Raw genomic sequence first — 19,580 nt, forward strand, 5'->3', positions numbered from 1 at the left:
CTCACCCCACCCCCACCCCCACCCCCCGGCGTCACATGACGCTGAGGACCCAGAATCGGCAGGAAGTGGGTCCTCAGCGTCATGTGACGCCTCCGGGGGCGGGGCGTGGGGTGGGGTGAGGTGGGAGCGAGGTCAGCGGGTGGGGGGCTGGCCGCCGCCGCCCGGGCCGCCGCCGGCGAAGCCACCGCCGCCCGTGCCGCCGCCCATCCCGCCCGCCGCTGCCTCGCCCGCGGTGACCGTCGTCGCGGTGCCGCCGTCGACCGAGACCGAGTAGGTCTCGCCGGTCGTGATCCCGGCCGCCGAGACCACCAGCGAGGCGATGGCCTTCTCCGCGGTGTAGCTGGCCACGACGGTGCCGTCGGCCGAGGTGACCACCACGGTCGAGCCCGCGGTCGCCGTCCCCGACCAGGCCAGCCAGCCCTGGGCGGAGTCGGTGCCGGGGGACTCGGCCATGCCGGAGCTGCCGCCGGCCACCAGCGTGCCGCCGCTGACCGCGATGCCGCCGTTGCTGTCCAGCGCCCCGTTGCCGTCGCCGGTGGGCCCGAAGACGGTGGTGTCCCCGCCGGTGATGCTGATCGAGCCGTTGGAGTCCAGGCCGTCGCCCTCGGCACTGACCACCAGGGTGCCCCCGCTGATGGTGAGCGTGCTGCCGTCGTCCTGCATGCCCCCGCCGCCCGTGCCGCCGCCGGTGTCGGACGTCGACCCGGCCGAGGCGTTGACCCCGTCGTCCGAGGCCGTGACCGTCGTCGTCCCGCCCGAGAGGGTGATCGCCGCGCTCTCCAGGCCCTCGACCGCGTCGACCACGGTCAGCGTGCCGCCGGAGATCGTGAGGTCGGCGTCGGCGTGCACCCCGTCGTCCGCGGCGGTGAGCGTCTGCGTGCCGCCGGTGATCGAGATCGCGCCGTTCGAGTGCAGGGCGTCGTCGGTGGAGTCCACGGTGAGGTCGCCGCCGCCGATGACCACGCTCACGTCGCCCTCCACGCCCTTCGCCGACTCCCCGTCGGTGGCCACGTCGAGGATCCCGCCGCCGAGGACGACATCGGTCGCTGCGGACACCCCGTCGTCCCCCGCGGTCACGGTGACCGTGCCGTCGGCGACGTAGACGTAGCCGCGGGTGGTGTCCTCGGTGTCGTCGCTCTTCAGGCCGTCGCCGCCGGCGGTGACGGTGACGTCGCCCGTGAGCACGACCACCGAGTCCTGGCCCCGGATCCCGTCGTCGGCGGCGTCGACGGTGATCGTCCCGGACTCGATCGTGACCCCGTCGGAGCTGTTGACGCCGTCGTTCGAGGCCCCGGTGACGGTGAGCGACCCCGTGCCGGTGATCACCAGGTCGGCGCTGGAGTCGACTGCCGCGCTGGTGCCGTCGTCGGCGTGTTCGGCCGTGTCGGCCAGGGTGTTCGTGGTCCCGTCGGCGAGCGACAGGACGACGGTCTCGGCGTCCGTCACCGCGATCGCCGCGCTGGTGGGTGAGGTGATGGTGGCGCCGTCCAGCACGAGGACGACGTCCTCGGTGTCGGCGGCGTCGACGACGACCTGGCCCTCGAACGTGCCCGACAGCACGTAGGTGCCGGCAGCGGTGATCGTGACGGTGTTCCCGTCCACGGTCACGGCGGAGGAGTCGGAGGAGGCGGTGTCGCCCTCCAGCGAGATCGCCGTGCCCGACCCGACGGACGACGAGGTCACCCAGCCGTCGTTCGCGGCCAGGGTCTCCTCGACGGTGCTGGCGGAGGCCGCGACGACCTCGGCGGAGGAGGCCGTGGTCGTGGTGCCGGTGGACGTGGTGCCGCAGGCGGCGACGAGGGTGGCGGCGGCACCGGCCACGAGGGCGGTGCGGATGCGGCGCAGGTTCACGAGGTCTCCATGGAGTGGTCGAGGAGGTGACGGGTCAGGACGGGGTGCCAGCGGTTGCGCGGCAGGTCGGGGTGCAGGGCGGCGAGGCCCGTGCCGTACTTGGAGATGCGGGCGGGGCGGTGGCCGGCCCGCCAGAGCAGCCGGTCGGCCGCCGAGGGGGCGGAGCCGGACTTGGTCTCGACCACCACCCGCTCGACGAGGGGGAGCAGCCGCCCGCCCGGGGTGCGCCACACGAGGTCGGTGTCGACCGTGACCCGAGCGAGCCCGACCAGCAGGGTCGAGCGCGAGTACCGGGTGCCCAGCACCGGCACGAGGTCACCGACCAGCCCGACCCCGGACCGCGCCAGGACGTCGTCCACGAAGTCGCGGGCCGGGCCGTCGCCGGGGGTGCGGTCCTTGACGGTGGCCCCGCGCGGGCCGCGGGTCTTCACCTCCACCCAGTGCTCGCCGCTGTCGGTGTAGGTGCGTCGGCGCACCTTGAACCGGCGCCGCCGGCCGCGGGCGGCGAGGTGGAACCCGGTGAGCGCGGGGGTGTCGAGGTAGAGCGAGTCGTAGCCGAAGCTGCGCTGCCCGCTGATGGTCAGCACCCGGGCACCGGGCAGCCGGCCGAGCACGGTGGCCGCGGCGTCGGGGGTCAGCACGTACTTGCGGTCGACCCGGGTCAGCAGGGCGGCCGTGCCGACGAGCTCGTCGAGGGTGACCGGGGGCAGCTCGGCGAGCGTGCCGCGCAGGCGGGCCGGGCCGGTCACCGCAGGGCGCCGGTCAGCTGCGGCTCGACCGGGACGGCGGGGCGGTGCGCGGGCTGCCGGACGCCCAGCTCGAGCCGGACGTCGACGGTGGTCGTGTCGTCGACGAGGTCGACCCGCTGCACCGTCGCCTGGTGCACCCGGGCGTCGAACAGCTGCTCGAGGTGGGCGACCAGGGCCGCCTCGTCGGTGAACGCGCGGTCCAGGACCACCTGCTGCTGGCGGTAGCTGCGCATCAGCCGCGGGTGACCGCCGGCCCACATCACCGCCACGACGAGGGCCATGAGCGCCCCGACCAGCAGCTCGGCGCCGGTGGTGCCCGCGCCGAGCCCCCCGAGCAGGCCCAGGGCGAGGGCGGCGAAGTAGAAGGCGACCTCGGTCTGGGCCAGCTCGGTCGAGCGCAGCCGGATGATCGACAACACCCCGAACAGGCCCAGGCCCAGGCCGACGCCGACCGTGCTGGAGCTCAGCGCGGTCGACACGGCCAGCACGCCGACGTTCACCCCGAGGTAGGCCGCGACCAGGTCGCGGCGCCGGTGCCGGGGGAAGTAGACGCCGAGGACCAGGACGCCGACGGCGACGAGATCGGCGGCGAGGAGCACGAGCTGGGGCATGACGGTCCGTTCGTCGGGGGTGGTGTGGTGCCCACCGTCGAGGGCCTGACCAGGTGGTGGCCGAGCGACGGCTGAGCGGTTCCTGTGCGCATCGGGCGCTCACGCGGCGCACAGCCGGCGCTGGGGGAGGCGCTCCACCGTCGTCCTCATGACTGCTCCCGCACCCACCCGGACCATCAGCAGACGGGCCTTCCTCGGCGGCGCCGCCGGCGTGCTGGCCGCCGCCGCGGGCGGCGGGTCGTGGTGGGCGCTCGACCGGTTCGTCATCGACCACGTCGAGGTGTCGAACGCGTCGGCCTACGAGGCCGCCTCCGGCGCCGACCAGGGGACGACGACCACCACCAACGGCACGGTCGACGGCGCCGCCTACACCTCCGACCAGGCCTCGATCACCATCTCCACCGTCGTCACCGGCAGCGGCGACGCCACGGTGACCTACTTCGTGGCCGACGTCGTGCTCACCGACGCCACGGTGCTGCGCTCGGCGTTCGCGAACGACGAGTTCGGGCTGAACATCACCGCCGACCCGTCCGACATCGCGGCCTCCGTCGGCGCGGTGTGGGCGGTCAACGGCGACTACTACGGGTTCCGGGAGACCGGCATCGTGATCCGCAACGGGGTGGCCTACCGCGACGCCGGCGCACGGGAGGGCCTGGCCTTCCACCGGGACGGCACCGTGCGCGTCTACGACGAGACGGCGACGACGGCCGCGCAGCTGGTCGCCGACGGGGTCTGGAACACGCTCTCGTTCGGCCCGGCGATCGTCTCCGGGGGCGCGGTGGTCGCCGGGATCGACTCCGTGGAGGTGGACACCAACGTCGGCAACCACTCGATCCAGGGCGACCAGCCGCGGACCGCCGTCGGGGTCATCGACAGCAACCACCTGGTGTTCGTGGTGGTCGACGGGCGGGCCGAGGGCTACAGCGAGGGCGTCACGCTGCCCGAGCTGGCCGAGATCTTCGTGGGGCTGGGTGCGGTGACCGCCTACAACATCGACGGCGGCGGCTCCTCGACGATGGTGTTCGACGGCGCGCTGGTGAACGACCCGCTCGGCAAGGGCACCGAGCGCGGCACCTCCGACGTCCTGTACATCGCGTGACCACCGTCCTGGTCCCGGCGTACCGGCCCGACGGGCGGCTGCCCGCGCTGCTGTCGGCCCTGCGCCGCCTGGACCCGCACCTCGACCTGCTCGTCGTCGACGACGGCTCGCCGGGCCCGGTGCTCGACGACTGCCGGGCGCTGGGCGCCACGGTGCTGCACCACGGGGTGAACCGGGGCAAGGGTGCGGCGCTGCGCAGCGGGTTCGCCCACGTCGCCCTCGTGTCGCCCGGGTCGGCCGTGGTCACCGCGGACGCCGACGGCCAGCACCTGCCCGAGGACGTCGTCCGGGTGGCCCGTGCCGTGCCCGCCGGGACCGGCACAGGGGGCGGCATCGTGCTGGGGGTCCGGTCGTTCGGCGGGGACGACGTGCCGCTGCGCTCGCGGGTCGGCAACCGGGTGTCCGCCGTCCTGGTGCGGGCCGCCACCGGTCGGGCGCTGGCCGACACCCAGACCGGGCTGCGCGGGTTCGCCCCCGACCTGCTGCCCTGGCTGCTGGACGTCACCGGCGACCGCTTCGAGTACGAGCTGCGGGTGCTGCTGGAGGCGGCCCGGCGCGGCACCCCGATCGACCAGGTGCCGATCGCGACCGTCTACCTCGAGGGCAACGCCTCCTCGCACTTCTCCCCGGTGCGCGACTCGCTGCGGGTGTACCGGCCGCTGGCGCTGTTCCTGCTGTCGTCGCTGAGCGCGTTCGCCGTCGACCTGGTGGCGTTGCTCGTGCTCGGCGCGCTGACCGGGTCGTTGTGGGTGTCGGTGGTGGGCGCCCGGCTGCTGAGCGGGACGGTGAACTTCCAGGTCAACCGACGCGTGGTGTTCTCCGCGCCGCGCAGTCGGCGGTCGCTGCTCGGGTACGTCGCCCTCGCCGGCGTGCTGCTGGGGTCGAACCTGGCGCTCATCTCGGCGCTGACCTGGGTGGGGGTACCGCTGCTGGCGGCGAAGCTGACCACCGAGGTGACGCTGGTGGCGGTGAGCTTCACGGTGCAGCGCTGCGCCGTCTTCCGCCGCCGCCGCGCCGTCCGGTCGCTCCCCGCGCAGCCGGTCATCCTGCAGCGATCCGGTCGCGGCGTGCGCTGACCGGATGCACGCGTGGTGACCGTCCGAGCCGCCGTGCCGGGTCGCGGGCGGGCGGCCGGCGGGGTGTGATCTCGACCGGCGCGGGTGCCTCGTTGGTTACCCGCCGGTAACTTGGCACCGAACCCGCCCGACGACGTGCAGGAGACCGCTGTGACGACCTCGCAGACCGCTGCGACCGACGAGACCACCACCGGCACCGTCGAGATGGAGCCGCGCCGGCCCGACCTGCTGCCGCCGTGGCACACCCCCGAGCGCGAGGCCCTGCAGCTGCAGGCGCGGGCGTTCGCCACGGACGAGGTGCTGCCGGTGGCGAACGAGCTCGACCCGCAGAAGGGCGAGATCCCGCAGCGCATCCTCGAGCGCCTCGGTGAGCTCGGGTACTTCGGCATCACCGTCGACCGCGAGCACGGCGGGCTGGGCCTCGGCGTCTTCGAGTACTGCATGGTCAGCGAGGAGCTGGCGCGGGCGTGGATGAGCGTGGCCTCGATCCTGGCCCGCTCGCAGGGCATGGGCACCTCGGTCGCCGACCCCGACCGGCGCGCGACGCTGCTGCGGAAGTCCGCCGAGGGGTCGTGGATCGGGGCCGTGGCGCTCAGCGAGCCCGACGCCGGCTCCGACCTCGCCAACGTGCAGACCCGCGCCGTCCGCGAGGGCGACGAGTGGGTGATCACCGGGCACAAGCGCTGGTGCGGCAACGCGAAGGCCGCCGACTTCATCCAGGTGCTGGTGCGGGTGGCCGACCCGGAGCCGGGGGAGTCCCGCTCGCGCGGGCTGCGCAACGTGCTGCTGGCCAAGGAGCGCGGCTCGTTCCCCGCGGGCCTCTCCGGCTACCCGATCGACAAGGTCGGCTACCACGGCTTCCTGACCTGGGACCTGGAGTTCGACGGCGTCCGCATCCCGGCTGACGACCTCATCGTGGGCCCCGGGGACGGCGACGGCGACGGCGGCTCGAAGGCCGGGTTCGCCGAGGCGCAGGCCTTCCTGAACACCGCCCGGGTGCACACCGCCGCCCGTGCGGTGGGCCTGGCCCGGGCCGCGGTCGAGGACACCACCACCTACCTGCAGGAGCGCGAGCAGTTCGGCCACCCGATCGGCGACTTCCAGGCGCTGCGGTTCGCCCTGGCCGAGATGGCCGCGCAGGTCGAGGAGTCGCGAGCGTTCTACCGGCAGGTGGCCCACCTGCTCGACGTCGGCGTCCCGTGCGAGCGCGAGGCGGCGATGGTGAAGCTGCAGGCCACCGAGATGGCGGTGCGGGTGACCAACCAGGCCATGCAGCTGCACGGCGGCAACGGCTACACCACCGAGCGGCAGGTCGAGCGGCACTGGCGCGACGCCCGGCTGACCACGATCTTCGAGGGCACGAGCGAGATCCAGAAGCGGATCATCAGCGACCGCATGCTGCCCCGCTCCCCCCTCACCTGACCCGTCCGCTCGGCCTGGATCAGCTGGGTTGATCCAACTCCGTCCTGGTTCACCGACGCCGGTGAGCCAGGACGGCCTCTGGTGGACCCAGCTGATCCACGCCGGACCGGGATGCGGCGGCGCCGGAGCTCAGGTGAGGCGGGCGCGGAGCTGGCGGCAGCGGTGCGCGGTCTCCGCGGCGGCCTCGGCCTGCAGGCGGCAGGCGCGGACCTCCAGGTTCTGCGCCCCGCAGTGCGCCGCGCGGTCCAGGGCGTGCACCGCCGTGCCCAGCACCGAGCGCCAGACCGCGCTGCTCGCGGGGGTGTTGCGGGCCAGCACATGCCGGGTCGCGGCCGCGACGTCGACGGCGTCCTGGGTGGCCCCGATGCAGGTGCGCAGCGACGCGACCCGGGCGTCGCCCATCATCGTGGCGACGCCGGTGAGCGCGACCTGCTCGTAGCCGGCGAGGGCGTCGAGGGTGGCGGCGAGGTCGTCGGGTGCGGTGCCCAGCGGGACGGTGCGGGCCTCTTCGCGCAGCATGGTGGTGGTCGACTGCATGGCGTCCTCCTCGATCGGTTCCTGCGACCACGGTTTTCCCGCGACCTCGGAGAACGCTGTGGAGGTGCTCCGAGGTCGCTGCGGAACCGGTGCGCGGAGCCTGTGCCCACCCACCATGGACGGGTGGGATCCGGGCGCAGGGCGGGCGAGGCCGTGGAGAAGGTGCGACTGCACGGCGTGGACGTCGCCCGTGGGCTCGCCGTCGTCGGCATGCTGTTCGTGGACAACCGCGGCAACGCCGAGATCGGTGAGCAGTTCGTGCACGCCCCCTGGCACGGGCTGCGGCTGGCCGACGTCGTCTTCCCGGTGTTCCTGCTGGTCGTCGGGGTGTCGATGCCCTTCTCGCGCCGCGCCGACCGGCCCCGGGCCGTGCTCGTCCGCGTGCTCAAGCTGGCCCTGCTCGGGTGGTTGATCGTCGTCGCCAAGTACGGGTTCGACTCGGTCGGCGCCGGGGTGCTCGGCCACATCGCCGGGGCGTACCTGCTGTGCTGGCTGCTGCTCCGGCTGCCCCGTCGCGCCCAGGTGCCCACCGCGGCGGCGGTGCTCGCCGTCCTCACGCTGGTCGCCGTGCTCGTGCCGGTCCCGGGCACGGGCCGGACGGCGGTCGAGCCCGACGCGAGCTGGGCGCACTGGTTCGACGACCTGCTCGGGCTCGACTTCTCCGCCGAGGCGCCGCACTCGTACCTGCCCAGCGCGGTCACCGTCTTCATCGGTGTGCTGGCCGGCCGGGCGCTGGTGGAACGCGGCGCCCGCGGTGCGCTGTCCCGCATGCTGGCCGGCGCGGGGGTGCTCCTGGCGCTGGGTCTGGTGCTGGCCCCGCTGCTGCCGGTCAACAAGCGGCTCTGGACGCCCTCGTTCGTATTGGTCGCCGGGGGTGTCGGGTTGCTCGTGCTGGCCGCGGCGATCTGGCTGGTCGACGTCCGCGGGGTGCGGCGCCCGTTCCGCCCGGCGGAGGTGCTGGGCCTCAACGCGATCGTGGCCTTCGCGCTGTCGGAGCTGCTGTTCCGCGCCGTGCTGCGGTACGACGTCCAGCCGGCGGTCGTCGGGTGGCTGACCGACCGGACGACGGCCACGACGTCGGCCTACCTCTACGCGGCGTTCTCCGTGGTCGTGGTGTGGGCGGTGTGCCAGGTGCTGGCCCGGCGGGGGATCGTCGTGCGCATCTGACCCCCCCCCACGTGCTCAGCGCGCCGCGTCGCGGTTGCGGTCCAGGTCGACGGCGGCGGTCCGGAACCCCAGGGCGGCGGCCCCGGCGCAGGCGCCCAGGGCGAGCGCGAGCCCGGTGTGCCCGCCCGCCAGGTCGTCGTCGACGGACACGACCAGCACGACCAGCAGCAGCACCACCGTGCCGGTGGCCCCCAGGCCGGCGAGCACCTGCGAGCGCCGCCGGCCCGGGTCGGCCGACACCAGCGCGGCAGCGACGGCGGTGGCCAGCACCAGCAGCACCGGCACCGAGAACGCGAGCGCCGCCCCCGTGGAGCCGTCGGCGTCCCGGGCGCTCGCCGCCGGGCCGTAGCCCAGCCCGAGCACGTCGCGGTCGGGCCGGCCGGCGGTCTCGGTCACCCAGGTGGAGAGCAGCGAGACCGCCAGCAGGAGGCACAGCACGGCGGCCGCGGACCGGACGGCAGCGCGCCGCTCGGCGTTGCGGGACTGCTCCCAGGTGCTCACCCGGTCATCCTGCCCCACCCACGGGTCACCAGGAGGGGGCCACGTCCAGCACCCAGGTGACGCCGAACCGGTCGGTGACCATGCCGTACAGCGGGAGAACCCGGCCGGGCCGAGGGCTGCCCGCACGGTGCTGCCGTCGGCCAGCCCGGTGAAGCACCGGGTGATCTCCTCGGCGTCGTCCCCGCGCGCCGAGACGTAGAGGGGGTCGAACCCCTGGTCGAAGGTGCGGCCGGGCGGGACGTCGAAGGCCATGATCGAGAAGCCGGCGGGCGAGGTGACCCCGCCCCAGAGCTGAGCAGTGGTCAGTCCACCGTCGTCGCGGGCTGGCCGCCGACCGGCTCGGCCTCGCTGAGGGCCAGCAGCCGGTTCGCGCTCATCAGCGTGATGCCGCGGTCGGCGATCTGCTGCAGCGCCGAGGGCAGCGCCTGCACCTCCAGCTCGCGCCGCTCGGCCAGGGCCTTCGCGAACGAGGCGTCGGGGTCGAAGGTGCCGCGGCCGATGCCGTCGTGCAGGCCCAGGACGTCGCCGGCGATCACCGTCCGGCCCATGTAGTCGCCGATCTCGGAGACCTCCTTCTTGTCCCCGGGCCCGCGGGTGACCGACCAGATGTAGGTGTCGTAGCCCAGCTCGGCGGCCACCCGCAGCGCGTAGCCGGTGATCTCGCCGCGCGGTGGCCGGAAGCTGGTGAACGGCGCGTCGATGATCGCGGCCACCTCGTCGCGGCAGCGCACCAGCTCCTCGCGCGTCTGGGCCGCGGTCAGCGTGGTGAGGTCCTGGTGGTCCCAGGTGTGGTTGCCGATCTCGTGCCCGGCGGCGACCACCTCGCGCAGCAGGTCGGGGTGCGCGACGGCGTTGTGGCCCATGACGTTGAACGTCGCGGTCACCCCGGCGGCGGCCAGTGCCTCGAGGATCCGCGGGGTGTACTCCGGCGTCGGGCCGTCGTCGAAGCTGATGCAGGCGATCGGTGAGGTCACCGTGGTGTTCCAGACGACCCGGTGGGTGCCCAGCCGGGCCACCGACTCGCCCTCGTCGGCGGCTCCGCCGGCCTCCATGAACTGCTCCTGCGCCCGGGCCCGCGCCTCGTCGCGCACGTCGTCGTCACTGCGGGTGAGCACGGTGCCCAGGGTGCCGCCGACCGCTCCGCCCACCGCCAGCCCGCCGATGCCGAGCCCGGCGCGACCGAGGAACTGCCTCCTGCTGCTGCTCATGCAGCAGTTCTACCGCCCGGCAGCTGGGAGCCGGCTGCCAGTTCGCCATGTCGCGCTGTGAGTCGGCTGGGAGCCGGGTCCGCGGGCCCCCACCGGTCCTACCGTCACCGGACGTGACGGGTGCAGCGACGACGGGACGACGGCTGGCGCTCGCCGCAGCGGTGGGCGTCGTGGTGGTGGCGGTGGCCTGGACCCACCGCGAGGACCTGACCGGCACCACGGTGCACCTGAGCGACCCGCGCTGGGTGCTGGTGCTCGCCGCCGCCCTGCTGCTGTGGTGGTCCGGTTGGGTCGCGCTGCACGCCGGTGCCCTCGCCGCGGTCACCCGGGTGCGCGCGGCCGACCTGCCCGAGGTCGCGCGCGGCGCGGTCGCCGCCGTCGCGCTCAACTCGGTGGTCACCTCCGCCGGGCTGGCCGGCCTCACGGCGATGGCCCGGGCCGGGCGGCGCCGCGGGATGGCCCGGGCCGAGGTGGCCAGCGGCTACCTGCTCGCCGCCACCGTCACCGACCTGGGCTTCCTGCTGGTCATGGTCGCCGGCTTCGGCGTGCTGGGCGCACACCACCAGCTGACCGCGCTGGACCTGCTCGCCGGGGTGCTGTTCCTGGCCCTCTGCGCGGCGCGGGTGGCGCTCACGGTGCTGGCCGTGCGCCGTCCGGCCGCGCTGCACCGGCTGGCCGGGTGGGCCCTGCGGGTGAGGGCGCGGGTGCTGCGGCGCCCGGTCGAGCAGCCCGACCCCGAGCGCGCCCAGGAGCTGGTGCGGGCCGCCGAGCTGGTCACCCGCCGTCCGGCCCGCGCTCTGCCGCCGCTGCTGGCCGCCACCGTGGTCGACGTCGCCGGCGTGCTCATGCTGTGGGCGGCGCTGGCCGCCGTCGGCGGGGGAGCGGACCTCGGGCTGGCGCTGTCGGCGTACGTGCTGGCCAGCGTGGCGGCGATCCTGGGACCGGTCCCGGGCGGGGTCGGCGCCGCCGAGGTGGGCGCGGCCGCCGCCCTCACCGTGGGCGGGGTGCCGCTGGGCGTGGCCGCCGCCGCGACCCTGCTGTTCCGGGTCGCCGAGTTCTGGGTGCCGCTCGCCGTCGGCGGGCTGGCGTGGATCACCGCGCGTGCGGAGGTGGCGGCGTGACCGTGGTCGGGCAGGGGCGATGGGTGCGCCGGGTCAGCGCGCTGGTCGCCCTGGTCGTGGGCGTGGCGTCGCTGGCCGCCGTCGTCGCCGTGGTGCCGCACCCGCACCGTCGACCGGTCCCCGGGCTGCGGCCGTTCGAGGGGGCGGTCGCAGCGGTGGAGGGCGGCCGCTACCTGCTGCTGGGCGCCGGGCTGGTGCTGCTGCTCGTCGTCCGGGCGCTGCTGCGGGGCCGTCGGGCCGCATGGCTGGCCGCCGTCGCCGCGCTCGCGGCCGCCGCCGTCGGGTCGCTCGTGGTGCACCGGCACTGGCCGGTGTCGATCCTGCTGGCCGTGCTGACCGCGGGGGTGGGGCTCGGCGGCAGGGCGTTCGTCGCCCGCGGTGACCCGATGCTCGTGCGCCGCGGCATCGCGGTGCTCGCCGGCGGGTCCGCGTTGGTCGGCACCGTCGCCACCGTCGGGCTCTACCAGCTCGACGACCAGTTCCGCGGTGGGACGACGTTCTGGGGCTCGGTCGCCGACGCCGCCCGGTTGCTGCTCATGCTGCCCGTCGACGAGCAGCCGCTGACCCGGCACGCCGGCTGGTTGGTGTCGGCCTCGCGCGGGGCCGCGCTGGCCGTCGTCCTGGTCGGGGCGGCGATGCTGGTGGCCGCGGTCTCGGGCGGCCGGCAGCGCCAGGCCGACCGGGCGGCCGTCGCCGCGCTGCTCGAGCGGTACGCGACCACGTCGCTGGCGCACTTCCAGCTGCTGCCCGACAAGCGCTGGCTGGTCGGCGCCGACGGCGAGGCCTTCGTCGGGTACGGCCTGCACGGCCGGACGGCGGTCGCGCTGGGCGGCCCGATCGGCGCGCCGGGCAGCCGGCGGGCGGTGGCCGAGGAGTTCCTCGAGCTGTGCCGCCGCAACGGCTGGACGCCGGGCTTCCACCAGGTCACCGAGGCCGAGCTGGCCGACCTCGAGCCGCTCGGTCTGCGCGCGTACAAGATCGGCGACGAGGCCGTCGTCCCGCTCGACGGCGCCGTCGCACCCGAGGGCCGAGCGGGCAAGTCGATCCGGTCGGCCGTACGCCGCTGCGAGCGGGCCGGCTACCGGGTGGTCGAGCTCGCGCACCCGCTCACCGACGCCGACCTCGACCGCCTGCGGGAGGTGTCCGACGCCTGGTCGGCCGACGGCGAGCACCGCGAGCGCACGTTCACCCTCGGCCAGTTCGACGCCGAGCAGCTGCGGCAGACCCCGGTGCTGGCCGTCGTGGACGCCGACGGCCGGGTGCAGGCCTTCGCCAACACGCTCCCGACCCACCAGGGCCGCGAGCGCAGCTTCGACCTCATGCGCCGCCGGCCCGGGTCGGTCAACGGGGTCATGGACCAGCTGTTCATCGGCATGGGCGAGCGGTTCGCCGCGGCCGGCGCCACCGGCATGAACCTCGGCCTGGCCCCGTTCACCGGCCTGGCCGACCAACCCGGCGTCCCGGCCCGGGTGATGCGGGCCCTGTACGACCACGGCGGGGTGCTGCTGGACTACCCCGGCCTGCGCGCGTTCAAGGGCAAGTGGGCGCCGCGCTGGGAGCCCCGCTACCTCGTGACCAGCGGGGACAGCGCCCTGCCGCGGGTCGCGGTGGCCGTCGCCCGGCTCGGCGAGCTGCCCGACCCGCGCTCGCCGCTGGTGCGGGCCGGCTCGCTGGTGCGCCGGTTCCCGGTGACGACGGCGTTCGTCGCCGTCCAGCTGTGGTTGATGCTGTCCAGCGCCTACGACCCGGCGGTGCACCAGCAGCTGTTCGCGGCCGCGGGCTCGTCGTGGGACCTGCTCGCGCACGGCCAGCTGTGGCGGCTGCTGACCTCGCCGGTCGTGCAGGCCAGCCCGGGCCTGGCCTGGGTGAACGTGCTGCTGGCGGTGGTCGTCCCGGTCGCGGAGGCCCGGTTCGGCAGTCGCTGGGCGGCGGTGGGCTTCTTCGCCGGCGACCTGCTCGGCTCGGTGCCGGTGGTCGTCGGGCTGCGGGTGGCCGCGGCGGTCGGCTCGGGCGCGGCCCTGGACCACCTGCGCGAGGTCGACGGCGGCACCTCGGCCGGGTGCTGGGCGCTGGTCGCGGCGCTGGTGGTGGGGCTGCCGGCCGGTCGCCTGCGCCGCGGGGCCGGCGGGGCGCTGGCCCTGGCGATGGCCGGCGGGATCCTGCTCGACCGGGGCATCGCCGACGTCCAGCACGCGGTGTCGGTGGTCGGCGTCGTCCTGGTGCTCACCGTCGGCCGCCATGCTCTCGACCGTGCCCGGGCGGCCCGACGGGCCCGGGGGTCAGAGGCCGGCCAGCAACGAGACGGCGAGGACGGCCATCACCGCGGCGATCACCCCGTCGAGCACCCGCCAGGCGGCCGGCCGGGCGAACACCGGTCGCAGGGCCCGCGCCCCGAACCCGAGACCGACGAACCAGACGACGCTGGCCGTGCACGCACCGGCGGCGAACCACCAGCGGTGCTCCCCGTGGGTGCCGGCGATCGAGCCCAGCAGCAGCACGGTGTCCAGGTAGACGTGCGGGTTCAGCCAGGTCAGCGCGAGCGCGGTGCCGACCACCGGGGCCAGCGGCGCCCGTGACCCACCGGCGTCGGTGGCCAGGACGGCGGGGCGCAGCGCCCGGCGGGCGGCCAGCACCGCGTAGCCGAGCAGGAACGCCGCCCCGGCCACCCGCACCGCCGTGACCAACCAGGGCGCCCGCCCCAGCAGGGCGCCGGTGCCGCCGACCCCGGCCAGGATCAGGACGACGTCCGACGCGGTGCACACCGCGACCACGGCGAGCACGTGCTCCTGCCGCAGGCCCTGGCGCAGCACGAACGCGTTCTGCGCGCCGATGGCGACGATCAACGACAGACCCAGGCCGAGCCCGGCCAGTGCAGCAGCTCCCACAGCGCAGAACGTAGGTGCCCGGCCGCGACAGCAGCATGCGTGTTCGTGACGTACCGACAGCACAGCTGTTGGTCGTGCAGCGGCGGCACCGGGCGGGTTAGCGTGCTGCGCAGCTGGCCGGCGTGCGGACGGAGACGGTGTGGACGACAAGGCGGAGGTGCTGGAGCTCGACGACGCGGCTCAGCTCGCCGTCATCGCCTCGCCCGTGCGCTTCATCGCGTTCGAGGAACTGTTCGCCAGCCAGGTGCCCATGACGGCCACCCAGCTCGCCCGGCGGACCCGGGTCAGCCCGAGCTCGATGAGCTACCACCTGCGCGAGCTGCAGCGGGTGGGTCTGGTGCGGCGGGCGACGCCGGGCGGGGACGGCCGGGAACGGTTGTGGGAGGCCCCGGCGCTGCGCTACGACATCCGGCTGAGCGCGGTCGACGACCCGGCGGGTCGGCTGGCCCTCGTCGACGCCTACCTCTCTCCGTTGCGCGCCCGCATCGCGGCCACGCTGGAACGTCGGTCCGGCACGGGGGCCGAGCGGGACGGGGAGCACGCCCTGGGCATGGGGCGCCTGCGCCTCACCCGCGAGGAGATGGTCGCCCTGCAGGCCGAGGTGGCTGCCGTGTGGCACCGGTACGAGGACGTCGGCTGGCGGCGTGACCAGGCAGGTGCCGACCTGGTCACCGCGCACTACGTGTGGTCGTTGCTGTCCGACGAGCAGCAGCCCTAGGGTCCGCGGCCCGTGGACCTCCCCCAGCTGCAGGCGCTGGCGGCCGCCGTCGAGGCCGGCACGCTCGACGGCGCGGCCCGGCTGCTGCACGTCACCCCCTCGGCGGTCAGCCAGCGGCTGCGTGCGCTGGAGACCTCGACCGGCCAGGTGCTGCTCGTGCGCAGCCGTCCCGTCGTCCCGACCCCGGCCGGGGCCGCCGTCCTGCGGCTGGCCCGCCAGGTGGAGCTGCTGGTGGCCGACACCCGCACCGCGCTCACCGGGGACGAGGGGACGGCGGGGCCGCCGGTGCTGCCGCTGGCGGTGAACGCCGACTCACTGGCCACCTGGTTCCTGCCCGCCGTCGCCCCGCTGGCCGCCGACGTGCAGCTGGACCTGCGGGTGGCCGACCAGACGATGACCTCGGCGCTGCTGCGCGACGGCAGCGTCATGGCCGCGGTGACCGCCGACCCCGTCGCCGTCCCGGGGTGCACGGCCACCCGGCTGGGTGCGATGACCTACCGCCCGGTGGCGGCCCGCGCCGTGGCCGACCGCTGGTTCACCGACGGGGTGACCCCCGCGGCCCTGCGGCGGGCCCCCGTGGTGGTCTTCGACCGCACCGACGACCTGCAGGCGCACTACCTGCGCCGGCGCGCCGGCGACGGGCCGCCCCCGCCCACCCACCACGTGCCCTCCAGCGCCGACTACCTGGCCGCGGTGCGGTGGGGCATGGGCTGGGGCATGGTCCCCGACCTGCAGACCGGCCCCGACGACGGCCTCGTCGAACTGGACGCCGGGGGCGCGGTCGAGGTCGAGCTGTGGTGGCAGCAGTGGCGGCTGCGCTCGCCCAGCCTGGACCGCGTCGCCGACGCCGTCCGCGCCGCCGCAGCCGCCGCGCTCGGCTGACCCGGCGCCGGCTCAGTCGTCGCCGGTGTGGCGGCCGGCAAGGCGGGCGAGCACGCGGCCGCCCTCGACCCTCACCAGCAGCTTCTCCTGCGGGACGGCGGCCGGGCCGCGGGTGGGCTGGCCCTTCTCGAGGTCGAAGGCCGAGTCGTGCCAGGGGCAGACCAGGCAGTCGCGGCCGCGCACCCGGGTCACGGTGCCCTCGGACAGCGGGCCGCCGAGGTGCGCGCACGCGTCGAGCAGGACGTCGACCCGGTCACCCCGCCGCACGACGGCCAGCGCCACGGGCTCACCGGTGCCCTCGCCCGACCGGCGCACGGGCTCGCCGTCGGGCAGGTCGGCCAGCGGGCCGAGGTCCACCCAGTCGTGGGTCAGCGACCGGGCGGCGGTGGCCGCGTGCGAGGCACCCGAGCTCTGCGCGTAGCTCATGTGCCCACCCACGGCAGCCGAGCCGCCGGCCAGCGCGAGACCGGCGTAGGCCAGCACCCGGCCGGTGGTGCCCGAGCCCCGGCGGCGGGCGACCAGCGAGCCGGCGTAGAGCCCGAGCGCGACGGTGTTGAGCGCGGCGTGCACCAGCCCGACCCGGCGGACGCCGACCTCCTGCTCGGACCAGTCGGCCGACCCGGCCAGTGCGGTGGGGACGGCGGCGGCCACCCCGGTGCCGATCAGCACGGTGGCCGCCGGGCGCAGCGGCGGGACGGCGTCGAGCAGCCCGGCGGCCAGCCACGACCCCACCGGCACCTGGGCGAGCACCGGGTGCAGCGGGTGCCCCAGCCAGGTGCCGTGCAGGGCGTCCTTGAGGCCCTGCGGGCGCAGTGCTGCCTGGACGGCGTCGCGCGCCGGGCGGTCGGCGCCGTCGAGGGCGGGGGAGTCGGCGATCCGGTCGAGGAATCCGAGCAGGCTCATCGTGCCGCCCTACCCGACCTCGAGGGGATGGAACCGGACCGTGCGGATCACATCCCGGAGGGTGGTGGCTCCTCGAGGTCGGCCTCCTCGACGGCGAGCGAGGGCAGGTGGCGCGACCCGCTCTCGAGCATCGCCTGCAGCCGGTCCAGCAGGCTCTCGAGCGACTCCTCGAACTCGGCCAGCGTCTCGTCGAGGGACAGCAGCGGCTGGAGCTCGGTGATGAGCGGGAACTCGACCAGGTCGAGCGCGGTGCTGGTGGGGGAGCCGTCGGGGTCGTCGACGGCGTTGATGGCGACGCCGCGCTGGGCGACCTCGAGCAGCAGGTGCCCGAGCAGGAAGCTGGTGTAGGCCCGGTAGGCGACCACCGACTGCACGCTGGTGAACCCCGAGGTCTGCAGGGCCCGGAGGAAGGACTCGACCCACTTCAGGCTGCGCAGCGGGGGGCGCACCCACGGTGCGGCCGGGGGCCGGGAGGCGACCAGCGGGAAGACCGCGGGGTGGGCCAGGGCGATCCGCCGCACGCCGTGGGCCAGGCGCTGCAGGTAGTCCTGCCAGCCGTGCCGGGGCTCCAGGTGCACCTCGTCGTCGGAGAACAGCTCGTCGACCACCGTGTCGACGACGCCGTCGAGCAGGTCGTCGCGGCTGGGCACGTAGCGGTACAGGCTCATCGCCTCGACGCCCAGCGCGGCTCCCAGCCGCCGCATGGTCAGCAGGGGGAGCCCCTGGTGGTCGATGAACTCGATCGCACCGCGGATGATCCGCTCCCGGTCGAGCGGGACGCGGGTGCCGAGGTCGACGACGCCGGTGGGCTGGTGCGCGGGCCGGCCACCGCGGTTCTCCGGGAGGTCGGGGTCGTCGGGGTGGTCGGGCGGTTCGATGCCACCCTCCACGATGGCCCCCACCTCGCCCGGGCCCGCGTCGTCGGGGTCGGGTGGCGTCTGCGCGGCCACCGCTGCCTCCTCGTGCGTCTCGTCCTGCCTTGTCAGGTCCGCGGTCGAGGGTGTCACTGCACGGATGCCCCGGCACGTCGAGGGGTGCGACGTGTGAGACGGGTCACGCAGGTTTGGGTTCGCTGGATTCGGTGCATCAATGGCTCGTCGCCACTGCCTTACACCGTAGGAACAGTGGCGGACGATCTGGTTTCGAGCAAAGGGACCAGACCCACCGCGGCACCACAGGGTGCCCCACCAGGGAGGGACGTGCCATGAGCGCCATCGACAAGATCAAGAACAAGGCCGAGGAGCTCGTCGGCGAGGCCAAGGAGGCCGTCGGCAAGGCCACGGACAACGAGCAGCTGCAGGCCGAGGGCCAGCGGGACCAGGCCGCCGGCAACACCAAGCAGGCCGGCGAGAAGGTCAAGGACGTCTTCAAGTGATCGCCGGGGGTGGGGGATGCCCGGCATCCCCCACCCCGACCGCACCACCCCTCACCTGACCGACCACCCCCGCCCGACGCGGGGAACCCGACGAGGAGCCCCCGTGTCCATCGACCCGAACCCGCGGCCGACCACCACCCCGGCCGGCACCACCGCGCCCACCACCACCTCGAGCACCGCCGCGCACGCCGCCCCGGCCGAGACCGTGGTCGCCACCCCCAGCCGCCGTGACGTCCTCACGGCCGAGAAGGAGCGCGCCGGCGGCGTGAAGATCGGCTCCGCCTTCTTCGGCTGGCTGACCGCCACCGGCATGGCCGTGCTGCTGACCGCCCTGGTCGCCGCGGCGGGCACCGCGGTCGGGCTGGCCACCGACACCTCGCTGGCCGAGGCCGCCGACCAGGCCGCCAGCGACCCCTCGACCGTCGGCTGGACCGGCGGGATCGCCCTGCTGGTGATCCTCTTCCTCTCCTACTGCTCCGGTGGCTACGTGGCCGGCCGCATGGCCCGCTTCCACGGCATGCGCCAGGGCATCGCCGTGTGGGGCGTCGCGGTCGTCGTCGCCGTCGTGGTGGCCGTGCTGGCCGCCGTCGCCGGCGACCAGTACGACGTGCTCGGCCAGCTCAACGCCTTCCCGCGGCTGCCCGTCGGCAACGGCGACCTGACCACCACCGCGGTGGTGGTGGCCGTGGCCGTCGCCGGTGTCGCGCTGATCGGGTCGGTGCTCGGCGGTCTCGCCGGCATGCGCTTCCACCGCAAGGTGGACAAGGCCGGTCTCGGCGCCTGATCTGCACCCGTGCTCCGGCCCGGTCCCCCGCGGGGGGCCGGGCCGGAGCCGTGTCCGGGTCCCGGCGTCAGCCGGGGAGCAGTCCGTACAGCACGTCGAGGGCGGCGGCGGTGACCACGGCGGCCGGTACGAGCAGCACCAGGGCGACGGCCCGGGTGCGGTGGTGGCGGGGGAGGACCCCGGCCACCACCAGGGCGACGACGGCGGACACCACCCCCTGCACCGGGTGCGGGACCACCCCCTCGGGCCGGACGACCAGCACCCACAGCGTGCGGTCGGCCAGTGCCAGCGACGCCGCCCCGGCCAGCAGCGCCCCCGGCAGCACACCGCGCCGCACGCACGCCTCGCGGACGACGGCGGCGAAGGCCGGCACCGCGGTCAGCGACAGCAGCACCCACGCGGCCAGCAGCACCAGGTTCGCCCGCAGCCCGAAGCCGAGCACGCCGACCGCCCAGCCGTAGTAGCCCGCGCTCATGACGGCGAAGAACACCGCGCTGCCCGTCGCTGCCGACCGGGCGACGAGCGCGACGGCGAGCACCCACGCGGCCGGGTAGGACCCCAGGTCGGCCAGCCACGTCACCCCGGAGGCGTCCGCGGCCTTCGCCGCCACCCCGGCCAGCAGCCCGAGCCCGGCGAGCAGCCCGAGCCCGGCCCGCCGCGCCGGCCGCCCGGTCGACGTCTGCATGCCGGG

The 19,580-nt window shown here is 75.3% G+C and carries 19 protein-coding genes and 1 pseudogene; 10 read left to right on the plus strand and 10 right to left on the minus strand.

Annotated elements, in window-relative coordinates; all coding sequences use genetic code 11:
• Window positions 1-132: 132 nt before the first annotated feature.
• From BLP29_RS06765 to BLP29_RS06775, 3 genes are read right to left on the minus strand one after another with little or no spacing between them, the layout of a single operon-like run.
• Window positions 133-1,851 carry a carbohydrate-binding domain-containing protein gene (locus tag BLP29_RS06765; RefSeq protein ID WP_092801632.1) on the minus strand — a complete coding sequence of 573 codons (1,719 nt, stop codon included), beginning with the start codon at window positions 1,849-1,851 and terminating at the stop codon, window positions 133-135.
• A complete protein-coding gene (locus BLP29_RS06770) occupies window positions 1,848-2,600 on the minus strand; it encodes a VTC domain-containing protein (protein WP_092801635.1) in 753 nt (250 codons plus the stop codon). The genes BLP29_RS06765 and BLP29_RS06770 overlap by 4 nt, the downstream gene beginning before the upstream one ends.
• Window positions 2,597-3,211, minus strand: a complete 615-nt coding sequence (locus BLP29_RS06775) for a DUF4956 domain-containing protein (RefSeq protein WP_092801638.1) — start codon at window positions 3,209-3,211, stop codon at window positions 2,597-2,599. The genes BLP29_RS06770 and BLP29_RS06775 overlap by 4 nt, the downstream gene beginning before the upstream one ends.
• A gap of 148 nt (window positions 3,212-3,359) precedes the next feature.
• Between BLP29_RS06775 and BLP29_RS06780 the strand changes: the two genes are divergently transcribed.
• The 3 genes from BLP29_RS06780 to BLP29_RS06790 all read left to right on the plus strand — a co-directional run bounded on the left by BLP29_RS06780 (window position 3,360) and on the right by BLP29_RS06790 (window position 6,808).
• Window positions 3,360-4,310 carry a phosphodiester glycosidase family protein gene (locus BLP29_RS06780; protein ID WP_092801641.1) on the plus strand — a complete coding sequence of 317 codons (951 nt, stop codon included), beginning with the start codon at window positions 3,360-3,362 and terminating at the stop codon, window positions 4,308-4,310.
• Entirely contained in the window at window positions 4,307-5,386 is a 1,080-nt protein-coding gene (locus BLP29_RS06785; RefSeq protein WP_092801644.1) for a glycosyltransferase, read from the plus strand. The genes BLP29_RS06780 and BLP29_RS06785 overlap by 4 nt, the downstream gene beginning before the upstream one ends.
• Window positions 5,387-5,536: 150 nt before the next feature.
• Entirely contained in the window at window positions 5,537-6,808 is a 1,272-nt protein-coding gene (locus tag BLP29_RS06790) for an acyl-CoA dehydrogenase family protein (protein WP_243469747.1), read from the plus strand.
• 129 nt (window positions 6,809-6,937) lie between these two features.
• On the opposite strand, the gene BLP29_RS20610 is transcribed toward BLP29_RS06790, so the two are convergent.
• On the minus strand, window positions 6,938-7,345 hold the full coding sequence (locus tag BLP29_RS20610; RefSeq protein WP_133379061.1) for a hypothetical protein: 408 nt from the start codon (window positions 7,343-7,345) through the stop codon (window positions 6,938-6,940).
• Window positions 7,346-7,468: 123 nt separating this feature from the next.
• On the opposite strand from BLP29_RS20610, the gene BLP29_RS06795 reads away from it, so the two are divergent.
• Window positions 7,469-8,512, plus strand: a complete 1,044-nt coding sequence (locus BLP29_RS06795) for a heparan-alpha-glucosaminide N-acetyltransferase domain-containing protein (protein WP_133379063.1) — start codon at window positions 7,469-7,471, stop codon at window positions 8,510-8,512.
• A gap of 15 nt (window positions 8,513-8,527) precedes the next feature.
• On the opposite strand, the gene BLP29_RS06800 is transcribed toward BLP29_RS06795, so the two are convergent.
• A complete protein-coding gene (locus BLP29_RS06800; RefSeq protein ID WP_207798354.1) occupies window positions 8,528-9,265 on the minus strand; it encodes a VOC family protein in 738 nt (245 codons plus the stop codon).
• A gap of 50 nt (window positions 9,266-9,315) precedes the next feature.
• A complete protein-coding gene (locus BLP29_RS06810) occupies window positions 9,316-10,221 on the minus strand; it encodes a polysaccharide deacetylase family protein (RefSeq protein ID WP_092801653.1) in 906 nt (301 codons plus the stop codon).
• Window positions 10,222-10,334: 113 nt separating this feature from the next.
• Here BLP29_RS06810 and BLP29_RS06815 point away from each other — a divergent pair, with 113 nt between their 5' ends.
• Both BLP29_RS06815 and BLP29_RS21495 read left to right on the plus strand, forming a co-directional pair.
• The gene (locus tag BLP29_RS06815) at window positions 10,335-11,342 is read left to right on the plus strand and encodes a lysylphosphatidylglycerol synthase domain-containing protein (protein ID WP_165839312.1); all 1,008 of its coding nucleotides are present in this window, start codon (window positions 10,335-10,337) and stop codon (window positions 11,340-11,342) included.
• Between the two features lie 635 nt (window positions 11,343-11,977).
• Window positions 11,978-12,904: pseudogene (locus tag BLP29_RS21495) on the plus strand (bifunctional lysylphosphatidylglycerol flippase/synthetase MprF); the annotation flags it as partial.
• Between the two features lie 717 nt (window positions 12,905-13,621).
• Here the strand turns inward: BLP29_RS21495 and BLP29_RS06825 are convergent.
• Window positions 13,622-14,227: a LysE/ArgO family amino acid transporter gene (locus tag BLP29_RS06825; RefSeq protein WP_092801662.1), complete on the minus strand. Its 606-nt coding sequence runs from the start codon at window positions 14,225-14,227 to the stop codon at window positions 13,622-13,624.
• Window positions 14,228-14,366: 139 nt separating this feature from the next.
• Here BLP29_RS06825 and BLP29_RS06830 point away from each other — a divergent pair, with 139 nt between their 5' ends.
• Both BLP29_RS06830 and BLP29_RS06835 read left to right on the plus strand, forming a co-directional pair.
• Window positions 14,367-14,945: a winged helix-turn-helix domain-containing protein gene (locus tag BLP29_RS06830; protein WP_092801665.1), complete on the plus strand. Its 579-nt coding sequence runs from the start codon at window positions 14,367-14,369 to the stop codon at window positions 14,943-14,945.
• Window positions 14,946-14,957: 12 nt separating this feature from the next.
• Window positions 14,958-15,827, plus strand: a complete 870-nt coding sequence (locus tag BLP29_RS06835) for a LysR family transcriptional regulator ArgP (RefSeq protein ID WP_092801669.1) — start codon at window positions 14,958-14,960, stop codon at window positions 15,825-15,827.
• A gap of 12 nt (window positions 15,828-15,839) precedes the next feature.
• On the opposite strand, the gene BLP29_RS06840 is transcribed toward BLP29_RS06835, so the two are convergent.
• Both BLP29_RS06840 and BLP29_RS06845 read right to left on the minus strand, forming a co-directional pair.
• Window positions 15,840-16,730: a Rieske (2Fe-2S) protein gene (locus BLP29_RS06840; protein ID WP_092801672.1), complete on the minus strand. Its 891-nt coding sequence runs from the start codon at window positions 16,728-16,730 to the stop codon at window positions 15,840-15,842.
• A gap of 47 nt (window positions 16,731-16,777) precedes the next feature.
• Complete coding sequence (locus BLP29_RS06845; RefSeq protein WP_243469748.1) at window positions 16,778-17,680, minus strand: TetR/AcrR family transcriptional regulator; 903 nt, start codon at window positions 17,678-17,680, stop codon at window positions 16,778-16,780.
• Between the two features lie 254 nt (window positions 17,681-17,934).
• Between BLP29_RS06845 and BLP29_RS06850 the strand changes: the two genes are divergently transcribed.
• Both BLP29_RS06850 and BLP29_RS06855 read left to right on the plus strand, forming a co-directional pair.
• The gene (locus BLP29_RS06850; RefSeq protein ID WP_092801675.1) at window positions 17,935-18,105 is read left to right on the plus strand and encodes a CsbD family protein; all 171 of its coding nucleotides are present in this window, start codon (window positions 17,935-17,937) and stop codon (window positions 18,103-18,105) included.
• A gap of 103 nt (window positions 18,106-18,208) precedes the next feature.
• On the plus strand, window positions 18,209-18,889 hold the full coding sequence (locus BLP29_RS06855; protein ID WP_092801678.1) for a hypothetical protein: 681 nt from the start codon (window positions 18,209-18,211) through the stop codon (window positions 18,887-18,889).
• A 67-nt stretch (window positions 18,890-18,956) separates the two neighbouring features.
• Here BLP29_RS06855 and BLP29_RS06860 read toward each other — a convergent pair whose 3' ends face one another.
• Complete coding sequence (locus tag BLP29_RS06860) at window positions 18,957-19,574, minus strand: hypothetical protein (protein ID WP_133379065.1); 618 nt, start codon at window positions 19,572-19,574, stop codon at window positions 18,957-18,959.
• Between the last annotated feature and the right edge of the window lie 6 nt (window positions 19,575-19,580).

It is taken from the genome of Klenkia marina (assembly GCF_900101025.1).
Lineage (GTDB): Bacteria > Actinomycetota > Actinomycetes > Mycobacteriales > Geodermatophilaceae > Klenkia > Klenkia marina.